Here is a 17914-nt window from a genome sequence, read left to right as displayed (position 1 = left end):
TCTCATAATTTTTTACTTACTCGACAGTGACACCTACAAAATTAAAGCGGCCATCATGTGGTGGTTGGAAACCTTTTATTCGTTTATTCACTGCGTATATTTCAACTTCCGAATATAAGTTGACTTCAGTTGCATCTTCATATAATACTTCTGTAAGCTCTTTAAAAACCTTTTGTCTTTCGTCATTATCAATAGTGGCACGCTCTGCTGCTAATAATTGTTCCACTTTTTCATTTTTATAGGATGGGTTCCAGAATTCTCCCTCGTGATACATTAAATAAGCTGTATTATCAAAGTCCAGCGTCCATCCGCCCCAGCCATTTTTATACATATGTCCCGCTTTTCCTTGAGGGATTAACTCTGATTGGAATGTCGTATTTTCCACACTATTAATAGATACTTTTAAGCCAACTTCCTCTAAGTAAAACGCTACTGCTTGAGCAATCTCTTTAAATGTTCCGTCAGTACCTGGAATATAGAAATCTAATGTAGTACCTTCTGGAACATTCGCTTCAGCCAATAATTCTTTTGCCTTCTCAGGATCATATGGATATGGCTCTAAATCGTTGTTATAGCCAAATGATAAATCACTTTGGAATGAGCTTATAAGATTCCCATAGCCACCTAAAATTTCTTTGACAATCGTTTCTTTATCGATAGCATAGTTAATAGCTTGACGAACACGTACATCATCAACTGGCTTTTGCGCCGTATCAAAACGAATTGAATAAGCTGTAGGTGTAGATACTTCCATTAATTCAATAAAGTCAGTTGCTTCTGCTGTTGCAGCTTGGGAAACTTCCAAACGTGTCATAATATCAATATTGCCAGTTTGTAACTCTGCAAGTGCTGTTGCTGTTTCTGGGATTACTTTAAATGTAACTTTATCTAGTTTAATAGCATCTTTATTCCAATAATCTGCATAACGTTCAATCACAACTTGTTTATCTCGTTGATAATCTGTCATTTTAAACGGACCTGTACCAACAGGTTTCATATCAAAATTCTCTGCACCCTGTTCTTGAATATATTTAGGTGGCACGATTACAGCACCATACCCTGATAGTTTTGTGAGTAATACCGGATCAATAGAATTTAAGTGCATAGTTACTTCATATTCACCCGTTACTTCCACATGATCAATAGAAGTGTAATTGGAATATTGAGGACCTTTTTGACCTTCATCTCCTAGCAAACGATCAAAAGTAAATTTCACCGCTTCCGCATTAAATGGTTCACCATTATGGAAGGTAACGCCTTGGCGTAATTGAAAGACAATTGTTTTGTCATCTTTATATTCCCAAGATTCCGCTAATCCAGGTTGAATTTCTAAATCTAAAGAACGACTAACTAATCCTTCAAAGACCGATGTTGCTACCGTACTCCAAGAAAGTAAAAACGTATCAATGGGATCCCAGTTTTGAGGATCTCCTGCCACACGGATAACTAATTCATTTCCTCTTGTGAGTGCTGCGTTTTCACCAGAAGATTTGCTACTATTTTTACTGTCTTCTTTTGTTGATGTACCGCCACTACATGCTGACAAAATAATCATCATGCACACTAGTAATAGTGCTAGCCATTTTTGTTTCTTCATTATTGTTCATCCCCTTTTATATTTGTGCTATTTATACGCCATAAGGATATGGCATCGAATAACCTAGTTCAGCCGAAATTAACGCAGCAGTTTCCCACAGTCCCTCTAAAAACGTATTTATTTTTTCCTGTGGTAGTAGTGATTCTATACCAGCAATACTAATGGAGTACTCTACTTTTCGATCACTATTAAAAATCGGCACCGCTATTGATACAGTTCCTTCTTCCAATTCTGATACGCTGTAGGCATAGCCATTTTTCTTACCAAATTCAATTAATTCATCAATCTCTTTATCCGTATGAGGGGTTCCACTCGCATATTTTTTTCGAGGCTTCTGGAGGACCTCGTTAATTTTCTCTTCACATTGAAAAGATAAAAGAATACGTGAGCAGGCACCTGCGTATAGTGGTGCTCTTCTTCCAACTCTTGTATATAATAGAACCGGTTTTAGACTTTCTATTTTTTCTATATAAAGGCCATCCGTTTCATCCAATACTACTAATTGAACAGCCAAATCAAATTTCTGTTGTAACATTTTCATATACGGAATGGCTAACGAACGAATCTCTATGGAATTAGCAGCTATTGCCCCTAATTCAATTAGTTTATTCCCTAGTAAATAATGATCACTTAAAACCACCTGTCCTCCACTTTGTACATATGGTCGTTTTAATACGCCTAAATCCGTAAATGTTTTTAGAAATCTATGTAAGGTCGGTTTAGGAATATCAGTTTCTATAGCTAGTTCATCTAACCGCCAAGAAGGTTTTTCTTCTGTAAATAGCGTTAAAATATTAATTCCTTTTTCCAATGTTTTGCTCATGTTAATCGCTCCATTTGTTCTTCATAAAGTAAACAAGAAACTTCATGTTGATCACTAATTTTTTTTAATTTCGGAGGTGTCACTTTACAAATCTCCATACAGCTTGGACACCGTGTATGGAAGGTACATCCTGAAGGGGGATTTGCTGGATTTGGCACATCTCCGCTAAGGACAACTCGTTCTTTAACCTTTGAAGGATGAGACTTAGGTAATGCAGATAGCAATGCTTTCGTGTAAGGGTGTTTCGGATTGTTAAACAACTCATGTTTGTCAGCCAATTCCACTAGCTTCCCTAAGTACATCACCCCTATACGATCACAGAAATGATGCACGACACTTAAATCATGGGATATAAAAATATAGGTAAGGTTCATGTCCCATTTTAAATCTTTCATAATATTAAGCACTTGAGACTGAATGGATACATCGAGTGCAGATACAGGTTCATCTGCCACAATCAATTTCGGATTGGATACTAATGCTCTTGCAATTCCAATGCGCTGTCTTTGGCCGCCTGAAAATTCATGTGGAAAACGATCGAGCTGCTTTTCTGTAAGCCCCACCTGTTTAGCGACCTCATAAACACGTTGTTTCCGTTCTTCCTTAGTACCGATTCCAAAATTCACTAAAGGTTCTTCAATGATTTTAAAAACCTTCATACGCGGATTAAGGGACGAAAAAGGGTCCTGAAAAATGATTTGCATATCACGACGTTTTTGACGGACCTCTTTGGCGCTAAGTGTGGCTATATTTTCTCCGTTCAGCAAAATTTCGCCCTCAGTAGGTGTTAGCAGTTGAATAAGTGTTTTACCCATTGTGGATTTTCCACAACCAGATTCCCCTACAATTCCTAAAACTTCACCCTCGTTTACAAAAAATGAAACATCATCTACTGCTTTTAAATTTCCCGAACGTGATCCTTTCACTGGAAAATATTTTTTTAAGTGTTTAACTTCTAACAATGGACTGCTCATTGACATTCCCTCCTCCCACATCATCCTTTTCATATAACCAGCATCTAACCGTGCTACCAATGGACGTAGTAAATAGTTCTGGTTTACTTTTACATTTTTCAGTTGCAAATTCACATCGATCGAAAAATCTACAGCCTGCTGGCATATCGGATGGTGATGGTACCACCCCCTCAATAGACGGAAGATATTCTTGTTCTGTCTCCATATCCGGCAATGAGTTTAGTAACCCTTTCGTATAGGGATGGAGTGGATGATCAAATAATTCCAACACATTCGCTTCTTCAACTATTTCACCCGCATACATCACAATCACTTTCTCGCAGATTTCAGCCACAACGCCAAGATCATGAGTAATTAAAATAATGGACATGTCCAGTTTTTCTTGTATATCTTTCATTAACTCTAGAATTTGTGCCTGAATAGTTACATCTAATGCCGTAGTAGGCTCGTCTGCGATTAATATTTCTGGTCCACAAGCCAATGCCATGGCAATCATCACCCGTTGTCTCATCCCGCCAGATAATTGGTGTGGATATTCATTAACCACTTTATCGGGTCGAGGAATACCAACAAGGCGAAGCATATCAACCGCTCGCTCATGCGCCTCTTTTTTTGAAATATTTTCATGGCTATGAATCATTTCAATGATTTGGGAGCCTACCTTATACACTGGATTAAGGGAGCTCATTGGCTCCTGAAATATCATTGAAACTTTTTTCCCACGAATCTTTCGCCATTCCTTCTTTAATTTTTTATGAATTTGTTTTTGATCTATGTAAATCTCGCCGCTTTGCCATTCAACCCCAGATGGCAACAGCCCCATAAGAGATAATGACGTCATACTCTTTCCACAACCAGATTCTCCTACAATCCCCAATGTTTTTCCTTTTTCAAGTTGAAATGACACCCCATTCACAATGGAAATATCCTTTTTATTGTGCTGAATACCTATTTTCAAATCCTTTACTTCTAAAATATTCAATCCCATTTTCCCCCTCCGTTCCATATTATGAAACGCGATTCCATTTTTTAAAATCTTATCAGAGATTAATAGGATATTTCAATAGTTTTCAGAAAAAAATAAAAATTCTATTTACTGTAATTATTCCGAAAAAAACAATTAATTTTTATTTGTAATTCCCCAAGAAATCTTCCTATCTTTCGAGAAATACAAAAAAAGCATGGATCCGAGTGCTCGGACCATGCTTTTCTTTTTTTTCGTATAGTTTCTTATTTCAAATGTGCAGTCGCCTGTTTCATGACGTATTTTCCTACTCCAATATAGATCGCTACAGCTGTTCCAATCAATACGAATGTCATTGCTGACCGCTCCTTTTCATATAAATTAAGTGTTTTTCTATTGTTTTTCAGACCCATACATTGAATTTGAAAATCATTCTCACTAATATATTATAAATTTCCTGTTAATTCGTCAAGACATACTTTCATCTTACCCTTTTTACATGGTAAGATGTAGAAAAGTCGGAAAAAGGATGCGGTAATGATGAGTAATTCGAAGTACTTTCAAACTATTTTAAACGGGACTATTCACGCTTTAAAATCAATTCTTCCTATGGATATTGAAGTAAAGTCGCCTAGTATTATTTCTGAACCCTTTCAACAACAGCAAATGGGTGTATTGATTGGCTTAATAGGAGATTTAAAGGGTCGCGTTATCATTGACTCCACTCCCGAAGTATTCAGCGGAATCGGTAGTACCATGTTCGGTATGCCGCTTGAAGGAGAAATGCTAGAATCCTTTACAGGGGAATTTGGTAACATGATTGCAGGAAATTTATGTACGGCTGTTGGGCAAGAAAACTTAGAAATTGATATCACTCCGCCAACTGTGATGGTGGGCAATACAAAATTATATGGCTTTGAAAAGGCCTTCGCTCTCCCAGTTTCCATCCCGAGCGTCGGAGCTCTAACAGTTCTATTAACCATTGAAGAAGAAGCAGAATAGAAAGCTAGGTTTAAAGTCTATGTCCAATAAGACATTATATGCAAGAGTAAATACCATATATGTTTTAATTTTGCCTTGCTCCTAGAAAAATTGGTAGGACTTCTTTAAAATCTATTTTTTTTATTAAAAAAAAGCTAAATATAATAATGAAACAAGCTATCTCGATGACTTTTGAGATGGCTTGTTTTTTTCTCCCTTGAATTCTTCACACTTTCTTCACATATTTTCTATAGAAGTGTGATTTTTTTCACATCAAATTGCATCGGATTTATATATGATGTCTGTAAGAAACACCAACTATAAAAAGCGTAGGAGGAGCAAAAATGGCAAACAAAAAGAAGTCAGATGAGAATTTAAAAGGTTCACTCTATGCAGTTTTTGGAGTAGGTATCATCATTATTTTACTTTGGGTGTACTGCTTTGATTTGTTCATTGGAAGGTTTTAATCTACGAAGAAGGGATAGAAACATATGCACATACATAAGTATGAGAAGTATTGGCTTGTGTTCGGAGTTACTACTTTAGTCGCATTCCTCATTATTCTCGGTATCGGAGCATTTCATCAAGGCTCCCACCCGAATAATGGTAAAAAAACACTAGATTACGAGAAAGTGAAAGAGACAGCACCTTTCGATAATCCAGGAGTCCATAAGGTAGAGGGCAAAGATTGGGATTACGAGGTGGTTGTCATCGCTTCTGCATTCAATTATAATCCTCCACAAATTGAGGTTCCACTGGGTGCAAAGGTCAAATTCATCGCGACAAGCGAGGATGTCATGCACGGTTTTGAGGTTGCAGGTACGAATATTAACATGATGCTTGAGCCTGGTTATATTTCAGAATATGTAACAGAAGTCAACAAAGTAGGCGAGTTTTTAATCGTTTGTAATGAATATTGTGGTACAGGACATACGATGATGCACTCTATGCTAAAGGTGGTGGATTCAAATGAGTCACACTAATTCAATGACAAAAGTAGATCGTCGCGATGCAAAGCTAGCTATGGCGCATATATATGTAGCATTTATCGCATTGTTATTAGGTGGTCTTGCAGGTTTATTACAAGTATTTGTACGTTCTGGTCAATTTACATTACCAGCGGGCATTGGCTATTATCAAGTATTAACCGTACACGGAGTATTACTCGGTCTTATTTTAACTACTTTCTTTATTTACGGTTTCCAAATTGCTAGTGTAAGTCGTACATCAGGTACATTTACGAATGGTCAACGTAGACTTGGCTGGGTCGGCTTTTGGTTAATGACAATCGGTACAGCTGCTGCGGCAACGATGGTTTTATTAAATAAAGCAACTGTTCTTTATACGTTCTATGCACCACTAAAGGCACACTGGATTTTCTATCTAGGCCTTACATTAGTCGTAGTCGGTTCTTGGGTTGGCGGCGCAGGTCAAATTTTACGCTATGCTCAATGGCGTAAAGAAAATAAAGGTAGCGGTGAACGTAGCCCATTATTATCGTTTATGGTAGTTGTCAATAATTTAATGTGGTTCGTTGCAACACTTGGTGTAGCAGCATCAGTATTAATTCAACTATTACCATGGTCATTAGGTTTAATTGAACGTGTCGATGTTGCATTATCCCGTACCCTTTTCTGGTATTTCGGTCATGCACTTGTATACTTCTGGCTATTACCTGCTTATATGGTTTGGTATGTAATTATTCCAAAAGTAATTGGTGGAAAAATTTTCTCCGATTCTTTAGCAAGACTTTCGTTTATGCTATTCTTACTGTTCTCTATTCCTGTTGGAATTCACCATCAGTTAACAGAGCCTGGTATTGATGGTACATGGAAGTTCATTCAAGTTGTTTTAACATTTGCTGTAATCGTTCCTTCTCTAATGACAGCCTTCTCGATGTTTGCCATGTTCGAATTACGTGGTCGAGAATTAGGTGGAAAAGGACTGTTCGGATGGTTCAAAAAATTACCTTGGAAGGATTCTCGTTTCTTCGTTCCATTTATCGGTATGGTGGCATTCATTCCTGGTGGTGCTGGCGGTATTGTCAATGCCTCCTATCAAATGAACCAATTAATCCATAACACTATTTGGGTGACTGGGCATTTCCATTTAACGATTGCAACTGCTGTTGTTTTAACATACTTTGGTGCGGCCTTCTGGTTAATACCACATTTAACAGGACGGACTTTAACAAAGGCTTTAAATAATCTTAGTAATTTCGCTGGTATCTTATGGGCAGTCGGTATGACTATTATGTCTTCTGCTATGCATATTGCTGGTCTTATCGGTGCACCTCGTCGTTCAGATTACTCAGAATATGGTGGTGCTTCACAGGCATATGATTGGATTCCTTATCAAATTGCACAAGCTGTGGGCGGAACGATTCTCTTTATCGCCATCCTAATCATTATTTATATCGTCGTGAAATTAGCTTGGTTTGCTCCTAAGGGTGAAGAGGAGTTCCCTATTGGGGATGTACATGAGCTTAGTGGTCCAACACCCGCTATTTTAGAAAACTTTAAAGTATGGCTTGTCATTTTAGTAGCCTTAATCTTATTCGCTTACACCGTGCCAATTTTCGATATTATTTCGAATTCACCGGCTGGCTCCAAAGGCTATCAATTGTGGTAAACATAAAAAAAGAGATTTCTCATTTCCGAGAAATCTCTTTTTTCACGTTATAATTGATACAGTTTCGTATATTTTTCTTGTAAATAATCTGCAAGATACTTGGCATTTAAGCCTTCCCCTGTTGCTTCTTTTAGCAATTCAAATGGTTTTTTCAATGCTCCATATTGATGAACTTTCTCAGTTAGCCACTCTCGAATTGGCAGTAGCTCTCCCTTTTCTAGTAATTCATCAAAATGAGGGATATCCTTGTCCATCGCATGCTTCCATTGCGCTGCATAAATCATTCCTAATGCATAGGACGGGAAGTAACCAAACATACCACCTGACCAGTGCATGTCTTGTAATACTCCCATTGCATCTGTTTCAGGACGAATGCCTAAATATTCCTCATACTTATCATTCCATACTTGCGGAAGATCCTTCGCTTGTAAATCCCCGTTGAATAAGTCACGTTCAATTTCATAGCGAATCATGATATGTAGTGGATACGTTAGTTCATCTGCTTCAATACGAATGAAGGATGGTTCTACCATATTAATGGCACGTAAAAAATCGCCTAATGCAACATCGCCAAATTGAGCTGGTGAGAAGTGTTGAAGTCGCTCATAGTTATGCTCCCAGAACTTTTCATTTCTGCCGACAAAGTTTTCATAAAATAATGATTGTGATTCATGAATACCCATCGATGTACCAGTAGCTAGCGGCAAGCCTGCAAGCTTTGCATCAATGTTTTGCTCATACATGGCATGACCGCATTCATGAATGGTACCAAAAATAGCTGAACGGAAATCATTTTCATCATATTTTGTTGTAATACGAGCATCTCCGTAATTTAAACCAATCATAAATGGATGCACACTTTCATCCAAACGGCCAGCATCAAAGTCGTAACCAAGTTGAGCTAGCATCTCTAGTGATAGTTCACGCTGAGCTTCACGTGGAAAATGCTTAAATAACATGCTTGTATCTGGTTTATTCGATGAATCAGCAATTTTTTGTACAAGCGTTACAATAGATTCTCGTAAATCACCAAATACTTGGTCTAGTACATCTGTCGTCATGTCAGGTTCATATAAATCGAGCAATGTATTATATGGAGATCCATTTTTAATGCCCCAATATTGAATGAATTTTTTTTGCCATTGAATGATTTCCTCTAAATATGGTAGGAATAGTTCAAAATTATTGCTTTCCTTTGCTTCTTCCCAAGCCGTTTCCGCCTTCGATTGTAGAATAACAAATTCTTTATACTCTTCAGCAGGAATTTTTTTATTTTGATCGTAATTCTTTCTTACTTCTTCTACTAAACGAAGTGTCACATAATCAAGATCTGATTTTTTTGCCTCTAATGCTAATAGAAGCTCACCTAATTCTTCACTCGTTTGCATATCAAATAAGGAGGCTGATAATGTACCTATTACCTCTGAACGTTGTGCTAATCCTTTTTTAGGTGCTCCCGTTCGCATATCCCAATAAATCACATTGAGTGCTTCCTCATAATGCTGCATCTTCTTAACATAGTCAGTAAATTGTTGAATAGTCATGCTTTCATCCTCCTTGTGCTATAAGTTTATCATATTTTCGAAAATTTTGTATATTGTGGACCATTTAGTAGTTTTACTCAGATTTTTCATTTTTCACTGTATCTATTATTTTTAAATACTGAGTATCTCCAAGCCCATATTGAGGAAAGAGGCGAAATAATTGTGTTAACAATTCCTGTGGGGACTGATCAACATGTTTCTTAATATAAGAAGAAATATCATTTTCTTCTTTTAAATAGTCAAAATATAATTGAATCCCCTGATACATTACTGGTAAAAGCGTTGCCTCCGGGATACGATGGCGGATCAAAACGTCTTGATAAATCTTTAAATAGTCTCCAAGCACAATTTCCATTTCATCCACATCATAGGTCGCTTCCTGTACCATATGGAAATAAACTTTGCCTTCGTATTTTTGCTGCTCCAGAAAAGCAAGTACAGTTAGCAAGTTCATTTGACAAAACATATCATCCCCAAACCATAAAACGATACATTGGTAGTTTTTGGTCCACAATAACTTCAAAGGATTTACTGTTATATGCTCATAGTCCTGTACTGTTACTTGGTGTCCAGCGGCACGAATTTTGTTAAATTCTTCGCCCAAAATCGGGCTTGCTGTTTGATTGCTACACATGGCTTCATTGAAAGGTACATAATCACTGTTCCCCATTAATTGCTGTTTCGAAAACTCCTCGTACATCATTTGACCATTTAAAACATTCAATATCGCTTGATCATATTGCGCATGTATTTTCTCTTGCAATGCTTCAATTTTTAATTTTGAAGAAATATCCATCGTAAACCATCCTCTTTCATCCTTTAAATTCTTTTTTACAAATGTTTGCAAAGGTTGTGGGGACTTTCGGAATTCATGAGGGCTTATACCAAAGGCCTTTTTAAAGGCTCTAGAAAAGGATTCCTGTGTTGAAAAACCATAATGTAAGGCAATATCGATTATTTTTTCTTCCGACTTTTTTAACGCTTCAGAGGCCAAATATATCTTTCGTAATGAAACATATTTTTTAATGGTGATTCCCGTTATTTGGTGGAATTTAAACGAACAATAATACGGGGAATAGCCCATATGCTTCCCTAAATGTTCTAATGAAAAGCCTTCTAAGAGATGATCTTCAATCCAATCAATCATCTCCTGTATGATGTTATTCATCCTCATCCCTCCTCCTTTGATTATAGTAGAGGTGATATGGTTTGTTATGATATAGGTTGTGTTATTATCGCATTAATGTTGGAATAATATGTTCTTTGATAAACAGCCCTCTATCTGGTGCATTGACCATAAAGAGTGATGAGATAGCAACTGCTGTGTTCAGCGTTGGAATACAACAAATCACATTGCCGCCATCGCCAACTGCAGCATAAGGAACTAAATCTTCCTCCTCTTCGTTGATACACCACAATTGATCTCACACCAGTCCTTCTCCCTTTTATCTATGGCTTATATCCGTTATACACTTTCCCTTTTGGGCAAAGTCAACTTCCTTTAGCTTATTTAGTACTTTTTAGGAAATAAAAAAACTGTAGCAAACCATGCGCTTGCTACAGTTCGTCCTCTCTTACTCAAAGTGAGGTATATATTTAGGAGAATTTTCACTAGCTTTCGAGTAATGTTCGGTTTCCAATCAAACATTTGTAGGAGCTGCCATTCATTTTCAATTTAAAGAAAGATGGGGATTCTTTCTATTCATCGTAAGTAGAGTCTGATCACTCTATGTTTTGGCAAATGGCAATTACTTGTTTAACAGCCTCGGCAGAATGCTGAAGCGCTGCTTGTTCTTCATTTGTTAGGTGCAATTCGATGACAGATTCAATGCCATTGCCTCCTAAAATTGTTGGTACCCCTAGATACAGGTTTTGGTACCCATATTCACCTTCTAATAGGGCAATAGAAGGGACTATTTTCCGTTGATCTTTGATAATGATTTCAACCATTTGCGCGCATGCAGCAGCTGGTGCATAATACGCACTACCATTTCCTAATAAACCGACAATTTCACCGCCACCTTTGCGTGTACGTTCGACGATTTGCTGGAGTCTATCCTGGGGGATGAGTTTTTCTAGCGGAATACCTCCTGCATAGGAATAACGGATTAATGGTACCATTTCATCACCATGTCCACCTAGCACAAAGCCAGAGACATCTTCAGGTGCAATTTGTAGCTCCTGTGCAACAAACGTGTTGAAGCGAGCTGTATCTAACACACCAGACTGACCAATAATACGATTTTTAGCAAAGCCTGTTTCCTTGTGACAGACATACGTCATAGCATCAACCGGATTACTTAAAACTAAGACAATACTATTTGGAGCATAGTGTTTAATTTGTCTTGAAACCTGTTGAATAATCTTCGCATTCGTTGTCACTAAATCATCACGGCTCATGCCTGGCTTACGAGGGATTCCTGCTGTTATGACTACGATGTCTGCACCAGCAATATCCTCATAATTGCTTGTTCCTTTAATAGATACATTAAACTTTTCTATTGGGCCTGTTTGTAGTAAATCCAATGCCTTCCCTTTTGTTGGGTTCTCTGCTTCGGGAATATCGACAAGAACGACATCGCCTAGTTCCTTTTGTGCTAAAAATAAACTCAATGTAGAACCGGTATGACCTGCACCAATCACAGCGATTTTATTTTTACGAAATGCCATTATGCTTCACCTCGATTATCTGTCGCTGGTGTGGCTTCGGTTGTTTTTTTAGCACGTGTTGATGTAGATGTAGAAACCGGCTTTTTCTTCGGTGCCTCTGGTCCTTTAATCATTTGGAATACCTCTTCATCAGGTCTTGGAATTACGTGAGCGCCTAATAATTCTCCAACACGCATAGCAGCCGCTTTTCCGGCTTCTACTGCTGCTTGTACAGAACCTACGTCACCTTTCACGACCACTGTCACAATGCCACCATCTACGAATTCCTGCTTGACGATTGTAACATCAGATGCTTTAATCATCGCATCAGCCGCTTCATAAGAACCTACCAATCCTTTTGTTTCAATCATGCCAATTGCACTACTCATTGTCCTCACCTCTCATCACTTCAGTAGAATCAATAATACCAATAACAACTGCATCGATTGGTAACGGATTTTCTTTCATAATATAGCGTGATGAACCACCGCTTGTTATTAGGACATCATCACCAATCCCTGCGCCGATACGATCAGCTGCTACAATTTCAGTGCGAATCGGCTGTTGATTGGAGTCAATTGGTTGAATGATTAGTAGTTTTAAACCATTCAGCCCTTCCTCTTTGCGTGTTGCCCATACACTACCTATCACTCTTCCCATTTGCATGAACTTCACCCTCTTTATGCTACACAGATTAATTTGCTACTCAGAACAGATCGTTAAAGTTTTATTTAACTCTCGCAGCTTATCATAAGCTAACGCCGTTACAATGGTTTTCTTTGGCACGACAATTTCTTGCGCATCTATTTCTAACACTTCCAATTGTGAAAGTAGCTTTTTGTCATAATGATAGATAGCTGGTTTTTCTACCTTTGCTACGACTGGAGACTGCTCTTTCACTGGGATCGGTTGCTCATTCACTTGATGCTGAACGATTTCTGCTAATGTTCCTTGCTGAATTAAACCTGCATTGGCTTCATCTGTATCAATATGCATCTCTAAACGATAACGCTCTGATACACGGATCACCACATTCGATAAAATAATTGGGCGAATACCATCTACCCTGATTTGTACAGACTGTCCATCTACTACATTGAATTTCGCACTGTCTTCAGGGGACATATGAATGTGTGCTTGTGCAATAATGAGTCCTTCATTTAGCACGACACTCCCCTTTGGACCAATCAATGTAACAGGGCTAGAGCCTTGTATATCACCTGAAATTCTTAATGGTGGTTTTATCCCTAGTTTCATGGCATCTGTCCAACTGACTTCCACTTGAGACAATGAACGAGCTGGACCCAGTATACGTACACGCTCAATCGATCCTTTTGGACCAGCAATGACCACGGTTTCCTCCGCAGCAAATTGCCCAGGTTGTGAAAGCTCAAACTTTGGTGTAAGCTGATAATTCTCACCAAAGAGCTGTTCCACTTCTGCTTGTGCAAGGTGGACATGGCGGGCAGATACACCAATTGGAATTTTACCGTCATGTGGAGGGGAAGATTGATTTTTTAAAACTTGCTGCAGAACTTCTTCTACAATTTTTTGCACTAAATTTTCTTGCATCTTGCCTCCTCCTTACGATGTTACTTTTACTATTGTTCCTTGTGCTTGTTGTTCAATAAAACCAGCGTTTGCTTCATCCGTATCTATATGCATTTCCAAACTAAATTCATTGGAAACTCGTACCACTACACCGCGAAATGTAACTGGACGGTCACTGATTACTTCTACAGAAACCAATTCATTGTTTTGAACTTCTAATGCTTTCGCATCTTCCTCAGTCATATGAATATGTGCTTGTGCAATAATGACCCCTTGCTCGATGGCCAATTCATGATCTTGGTTAATAATTTTAATGCCTGCTGAGTTGTCAATATCTCCTGACTGTCTCAGCGGAGGAGTTACCCCAAGTTTCATCGCATCTGTTCGACTGACTTCCACTTGAGTAGCTGCTCTTACTGGACCAAGTATTCGGACATTATGAATAATGCCTTTCGGTCCCTCAATGGAGACACGCTCCTTTGCAGCAAATTGTCCTGGCTGCGATAAGTCAAAATCCTTTGTTAACGTTGCATGTGGGCCAAAAAGCGCTTGTAAATCCGCTTCACTTAGATGGATATGACGAGCCGAAATGGCCACTGGAAATGTTTTTGTCGCTGTTGTCACGTTAGCCACCTCTATATTAAATGGATTGTTGTTTCTTGATGACAAGATGAGAGCTGTCCTTTAGTTGGATCAGCTCTCATTGCTGATTTATTAAGCTTCTGCTTTTGGTAAAATCATTTCTAATTCATGGTGTGGACGTGGAATTACATGAACAGATAAAAGTTCTCCTACACGTTGTGCTGCTGCTGCGCCTGCATCTGTTGCTGCTTTTACGGCACCTACATCTCCACGAACAAGAACTGTTACGATACCGCCACCAACATGTACTTTACCTACTAAATTAACGCTTGCCGCTTTTACCATTGCATCTCCTGCTTCAATTGCTCCTACTAAACCTTTTGTTTCTACCATTCCTAATGCTGTACTCATTTGTCATTCCTCCAAATTATTTATTTTGTAATGTGATTTGTTTTAATACTTGATCAACGATTTGTTGAACCATTGTTGTGTCTAAAGAAGGCTCTTGTGATACAACCGACTCAACAACAGACTGTACTTCAAACTCTGGCTTTGGCACCTCTACATCTTTAATGCCATAAGCCATACGTTTAATGTTTAAAAGATGTCTTGCTGTAATGTTATCCGACGTGATATTGCCGCCAAATGTACCACAGCCTAATGTAAAGGATGGTGCTAATCCAGTTGTGCCACCTACTGCCCCAATTGAGGATAGTGTATTTACTACAATACGAGATACTGGTAATTCAACGGAGAATTGCTCTGCTAAAGCTGCATTTTCAGTATGAATCGAGCATGTATGTCCGCGTCCGCCAATATTTAAAAGGTCAATCATCACTTGCTTAGCTTCTGTACTGTTTTCGACAATATAGAGAGCAAAAATAGGTGATAACTTTTCCAGAGAAAACGGAATATTTTTACCAATCATCGTTTCCAAGCCAACAAGTACTTTGGTTTCATCTGGGACAGTGATGCCAACAGAATCTGCTAAGCAGGATGCTGATTTGCCGACGATTTGTGGATTCACCTTTCCAGGAACTGGTGAAATTAATTTCTCCATTTTAGCTTTTTCTTCAGCATTTAATAGATAAGCACCGTTTTTCTTTAATTCTGTTTGTACCTGGTCTGCAATGGCTTTATCTACAATAATAGCCTGCTCAGTAGCACAAATTGTCCCATTATCAAACGATTTACTGTGCACCAATTGACGTACAGACTTTTGAATATTTGCTGATTTTTCGATGTAGGCTGGGACATTTCCTGGTCCTACCCCATAAGCAGGCTTTCCTGAGCTATACGCCGCCTTCACTAATGCGCCGCCACCTGTTGCTAAAATCAAATGAATATCAGGATGCTTCATTAGCTGCTGTGTTGCCTCCATTGAAGACATTGTTAAACATTGCAGTAAACCTTCTGGTGCACCTGCTTGTTCTGCAGCTACTCGGCAAACGTCTAACGCCTCTTTTGTACACTTCACAGCATATGGGTGAGGACTTAGCACTAGGGCATTCCTTGTTTTTAAAGAAATTAATGTTTTAAAAATGGCGGTAGATGTTGGATTCGTCGTTGGCACAATTCCTGCAATGACCCCAAAAGGACTTGCAATTTCCGCCACTTTTTTCATTCGATCATAGCCTACGATACCGACCGTTTTTAATTCTTTAATATCTTCATAGACATCTCGTGAAGCAACTTCATTTTTCATTTTTTTATGATTAGGGATACCCATCCCTGTTTCTTGCACAGCCATTTTTGCTAAGCGATCAGCTTCCTTAAAGGCAGCATCCGCAACAGCTTTCACGATGCTGTCTACTTGTTGCTGTGAAAATTGCATATAGGCAGCTTGTGCTGTATTAGCATGTCTAACGGCATCTCTCATTTCTTGAATAGCTAATAAGTCTTTGTCTAATGTGGCCATAAAGCCGCCTCCTTTCTAAATCACTGGGTTTCTTGCTAAATTTTCGATGGCTTCTCTAAAAGCTTGTGCCGCAGCCTCGCAGGATGATTGGCTGCCACTTAATAAAGCGCCACCAAAATTGGTTTCCGAGGGAGGGCCAAAGAAAACCTTTAGCTCTACATCTGCTGCCTTTAATGCTGCGTCTAAACCAACAACAGCCTCCAATGGCGGTGCGATTAAATACGCAAGGGGTGTGCCCACCTTTACATCTGCCAGCTCAGCAAGATACGTCCCACAGCTTGCCACGGTATGGGCAAATAAGGCATGGTTGTCATTGTTATTAATAGCTTCAAAGTACGTGTCAAACTCTATTTTTTGCTGAATGGCATCTAGAGCACTACGGATTTCATCAGGCGAGGTCCCAGCAATAATGCCAATGACCTCCCCTGACAAGGGACCAGATGCATGTGCCGCCCCCGCATAGAAACTTTTCGCATAGACAACTTCAACATCTGCCTTCTTTGTTGCTTCATCTAGTGCAACATATCCTACATCATCAATTGTGAGGGTCACGAGCCCAATACTATGATGATGCGGCTTCAAATCTAGCTGCTCTGCTAATTCACTGTTGACTCTAGGAATAGTTTGCATCGCTAAAATTTGGGCCATTATTTTTTGAGGATTCATATTACAGCCTCCTAACCTTCTTTTGCGACAAGCTCTACCCCACTTGCCTGATAATGCAAGATTTTTTGTACGATGGTTCCAAGGTACGCACCCGCCTCTAATGGAGGGATGCCGCCTTTATGGATATTAGAGATGACCATGCGCTCTGCTTCTACTGTGCCGATTCTAGGTTTATAGCATAAATAAGCACTCATCGATTCAGCCGATACTAGTCCAGGTCGCTCACCAATTAAATAAACAATAACCTCTGCCTGTAACAACTCCCCGATTTCATCCATGAGAGCCACTCGGCCTTTATCAATATAGAAGGTTGTGCCTAAATCAATATTTAAATTGCTAAGACTTTGCTGAAGCGCTAAATAAACATCTTGTACATTTTCCTCAATCGCACTCGCACTTAAGCCATTGGAAATAATGACCTGTACTTTCGGCTGTTGCTTGCACTTTTGTTGAATTAATGACTTGGCTTCATCTGATAAACGACGACCTAAGTCCGGTCTTGTAATGTATTCCTCTTTATCTGTTACTTTCGTTGTCACTTGAAAGACATCAAGTTTTTGTAAAAGGTCTTCTGTCACTTCACCATACACAGCGTCCACTGCAGCCGCATGATCGAGACGGAACTTTAACCATGTTTTTGTTTTTGGTCTTGTTCCCGCTCTACCTACGCCAATCCGAGCTGGTGTATGTTTTTTAGCCGCCTGTATACTTTCTGTTAATGTGTCAGCCTCAAACTGAAAAGGCTTAATCGGGACAGCTACATTTAACGGTTGTTCAACAGCTACAGGAGCTATATGTGCCTGCTGAGGCGTTCCGTGCTGATACAGTTGAATTAATGGTTCACTTTTTGTAGACGTAGACATAGGTTCTGCTATTTCTGTAGCTCCACTAGTAGCTGTTGTATCATAGAACTTAATAAGCGGCTCTGTTGGTGTTGTGGTTACCTCAGAAGCTTGCCCCTCCGTAGTTTTCTCCATCTTTTCCATGACAAGTTGTGTAATCATAGAGACTAATTGATCATTCACTCGACTCAC

The 17914-nt window shown here is 38.9% G+C and carries 20 protein-coding genes; 4 read left to right on the top strand and 16 right to left on the bottom strand.

Going from position 1 to position 17914, the window contains the following annotated elements; translation table 11 throughout:
* Window positions 1-16 precede the first annotated feature (16 nt).
* The 4 genes from A2J09_RS03995 to A2J09_RS03980 are packed head-to-tail and all read right to left on the bottom strand — an operon-like array spanning window position 17 to window position 4382.
* Window positions 17-1597, bottom strand: a complete 1581-nt coding sequence (locus tag A2J09_RS03995) for an ABC transporter substrate-binding protein (protein ID WP_012293783.1) — start codon at window positions 1595-1597, stop codon at window positions 17-19.
* A 31-nt stretch (window positions 1598-1628) separates the two neighbouring features.
* The gene (locus A2J09_RS03990) at window positions 1629-2420 is read right to left on the bottom strand and encodes an IclR family transcriptional regulator (protein ID WP_012293782.1); all 792 of its coding nucleotides are present in this window, start codon (window positions 2418-2420) and stop codon (window positions 1629-1631) included.
* Window positions 2417-3394, bottom strand: a complete 978-nt coding sequence (locus A2J09_RS03985; RefSeq protein WP_036161245.1) for an ABC transporter ATP-binding protein — start codon at window positions 3392-3394, stop codon at window positions 2417-2419. The genes A2J09_RS03990 and A2J09_RS03985 overlap by 4 nt, the downstream gene beginning before the upstream one ends.
* On the bottom strand, window positions 3369-4382 hold the full coding sequence (locus A2J09_RS03980) for an ABC transporter ATP-binding protein (protein WP_031419429.1): 1014 nt from the start codon (window positions 4380-4382) through the stop codon (window positions 3369-3371). The genes A2J09_RS03985 and A2J09_RS03980 overlap by 26 nt, the downstream gene beginning before the upstream one ends.
* A gap of 516 nt (window positions 4383-4898) precedes the next feature.
* Between A2J09_RS03980 and A2J09_RS03975 the strand changes: the two genes are divergently transcribed.
* The 4 genes from A2J09_RS03975 (at window position 4899) to A2J09_RS03965 (ending at window position 7970) form a co-directional block, all read left to right on the top strand.
* Window positions 4899-5360 (top strand): chemotaxis protein CheX, encoded by a 462-nt coding sequence (locus A2J09_RS03975; protein WP_036161243.1) that lies wholly within the window; start codon window positions 4899-4901, stop codon window positions 5358-5360.
* Window positions 5361-5683: 323 nt separating this feature from the next.
* Complete coding sequence (locus A2J09_RS24385; RefSeq protein ID WP_009370491.1) at window positions 5684-5806, top strand: hypothetical protein; 123 nt, start codon at window positions 5684-5686, stop codon at window positions 5804-5806.
* 24 nt (window positions 5807-5830) lie between these two features.
* Entirely contained in the window at window positions 5831-6322 is a 492-nt protein-coding gene (locus A2J09_RS03970) for a cupredoxin domain-containing protein (protein ID WP_016991924.1), read from the top strand.
* Window positions 6309-7970 (top strand): b(o/a)3-type cytochrome-c oxidase subunit 1, encoded by a 1662-nt coding sequence (locus A2J09_RS03965; protein WP_031419427.1) that lies wholly within the window; start codon window positions 6309-6311, stop codon window positions 7968-7970. The genes A2J09_RS03970 and A2J09_RS03965 overlap by 14 nt, the downstream gene beginning before the upstream one ends.
* Window positions 7971-8017: 47 nt before the next feature.
* Here the strand turns inward: A2J09_RS03965 and A2J09_RS03960 are convergent, their stop codons facing one another.
* The 12 genes from A2J09_RS03960 to eutC form a co-directional block, all read right to left on the bottom strand.
* Window positions 8018-9514, bottom strand: a complete 1497-nt coding sequence (locus A2J09_RS03960) for a carboxypeptidase M32 (protein ID WP_012293776.1) — start codon at window positions 9512-9514, stop codon at window positions 8018-8020.
* 73 nt (window positions 9515-9587) lie between these two features.
* Entirely contained in the window at window positions 9588-10682 is a 1095-nt protein-coding gene (locus tag A2J09_RS03955; RefSeq protein ID WP_036161240.1) for a helix-turn-helix transcriptional regulator, read from the bottom strand.
* A gap of 64 nt (window positions 10683-10746) precedes the next feature.
* Entirely contained in the window at window positions 10747-10932 is a 186-nt protein-coding gene (locus tag A2J09_RS03950) for a hypothetical protein (protein WP_012293775.1), read from the bottom strand.
* Between the two features lie 304 nt (window positions 10933-11236).
* Window positions 11237-12184, bottom strand: coding sequence for a malate dehydrogenase (gene mdh / locus A2J09_RS03945; RefSeq protein WP_012293774.1), 948 nt, complete (start codon window positions 12182-12184; stop codon window positions 11237-11239).
* Window positions 12184-12552, bottom strand: coding sequence for a BMC domain-containing protein (locus A2J09_RS03940; protein ID WP_012293773.1), 369 nt, complete (start codon window positions 12550-12552; stop codon window positions 12184-12186). Before A2J09_RS03940 ends, mdh begins: the two co-directional genes overlap by 1 nt.
* The gene (locus A2J09_RS03935; protein WP_008176433.1) at window positions 12545-12829 is read right to left on the bottom strand and encodes a EutN/CcmL family microcompartment protein; all 285 of its coding nucleotides are present in this window, start codon (window positions 12827-12829) and stop codon (window positions 12545-12547) included. Before A2J09_RS03935 ends, A2J09_RS03940 begins: the two co-directional genes overlap by 8 nt.
* Window positions 12830-12865: 36 nt before the next feature.
* The gene (locus A2J09_RS03930) at window positions 12866-13735 is read right to left on the bottom strand and encodes a phosphate propanoyltransferase (protein WP_012293771.1); all 870 of its coding nucleotides are present in this window, start codon (window positions 13733-13735) and stop codon (window positions 12866-12868) included.
* A 12-nt stretch (window positions 13736-13747) separates the two neighbouring features.
* On the bottom strand, window positions 13748-14338 hold the full coding sequence (locus tag A2J09_RS03925; protein WP_012293770.1) for a phosphate propanoyltransferase: 591 nt from the start codon (window positions 14336-14338) through the stop codon (window positions 13748-13750).
* Between the two features lie 90 nt (window positions 14339-14428).
* Window positions 14429-14707, bottom strand: coding sequence for a BMC domain-containing protein (locus tag A2J09_RS03920; protein WP_008176438.1), 279 nt, complete (start codon window positions 14705-14707; stop codon window positions 14429-14431).
* Window positions 14708-14723: 16 nt separating this feature from the next.
* A complete protein-coding gene (locus A2J09_RS03915) occupies window positions 14724-16214 on the bottom strand; it encodes an aldehyde dehydrogenase family protein (RefSeq protein ID WP_012293769.1) in 1491 nt (496 codons plus the stop codon).
* A gap of 15 nt (window positions 16215-16229) precedes the next feature.
* Window positions 16230-16880: an ethanolamine utilization microcompartment protein EutL gene (gene eutL, locus A2J09_RS03910; RefSeq protein ID WP_012293768.1), complete on the bottom strand. Its 651-nt coding sequence runs from the start codon at window positions 16878-16880 to the stop codon at window positions 16230-16232.
* 11 nt (window positions 16881-16891) lie between these two features.
* Window positions 16892-17905 carry an ethanolamine ammonia-lyase subunit EutC gene (eutC, locus tag A2J09_RS03905; protein ID WP_036161239.1) on the bottom strand — a complete coding sequence of 338 codons (1014 nt, stop codon included), beginning with the start codon at window positions 17903-17905 and terminating at the stop codon, window positions 16892-16894.
* Window positions 17906-17914: the final 9 nt, after the last annotated feature.

The sequence above is a fragment of the Lysinibacillus sphaericus genome, from assembly GCF_001629735.1.
GTDB classification, from domain to species: Bacteria; Bacillota; Bacilli; order Bacillales_A; family Planococcaceae; genus Lysinibacillus; species Lysinibacillus pinottii.
This window is presented reverse-complemented; position numbering and strand designations above follow the sequence as displayed.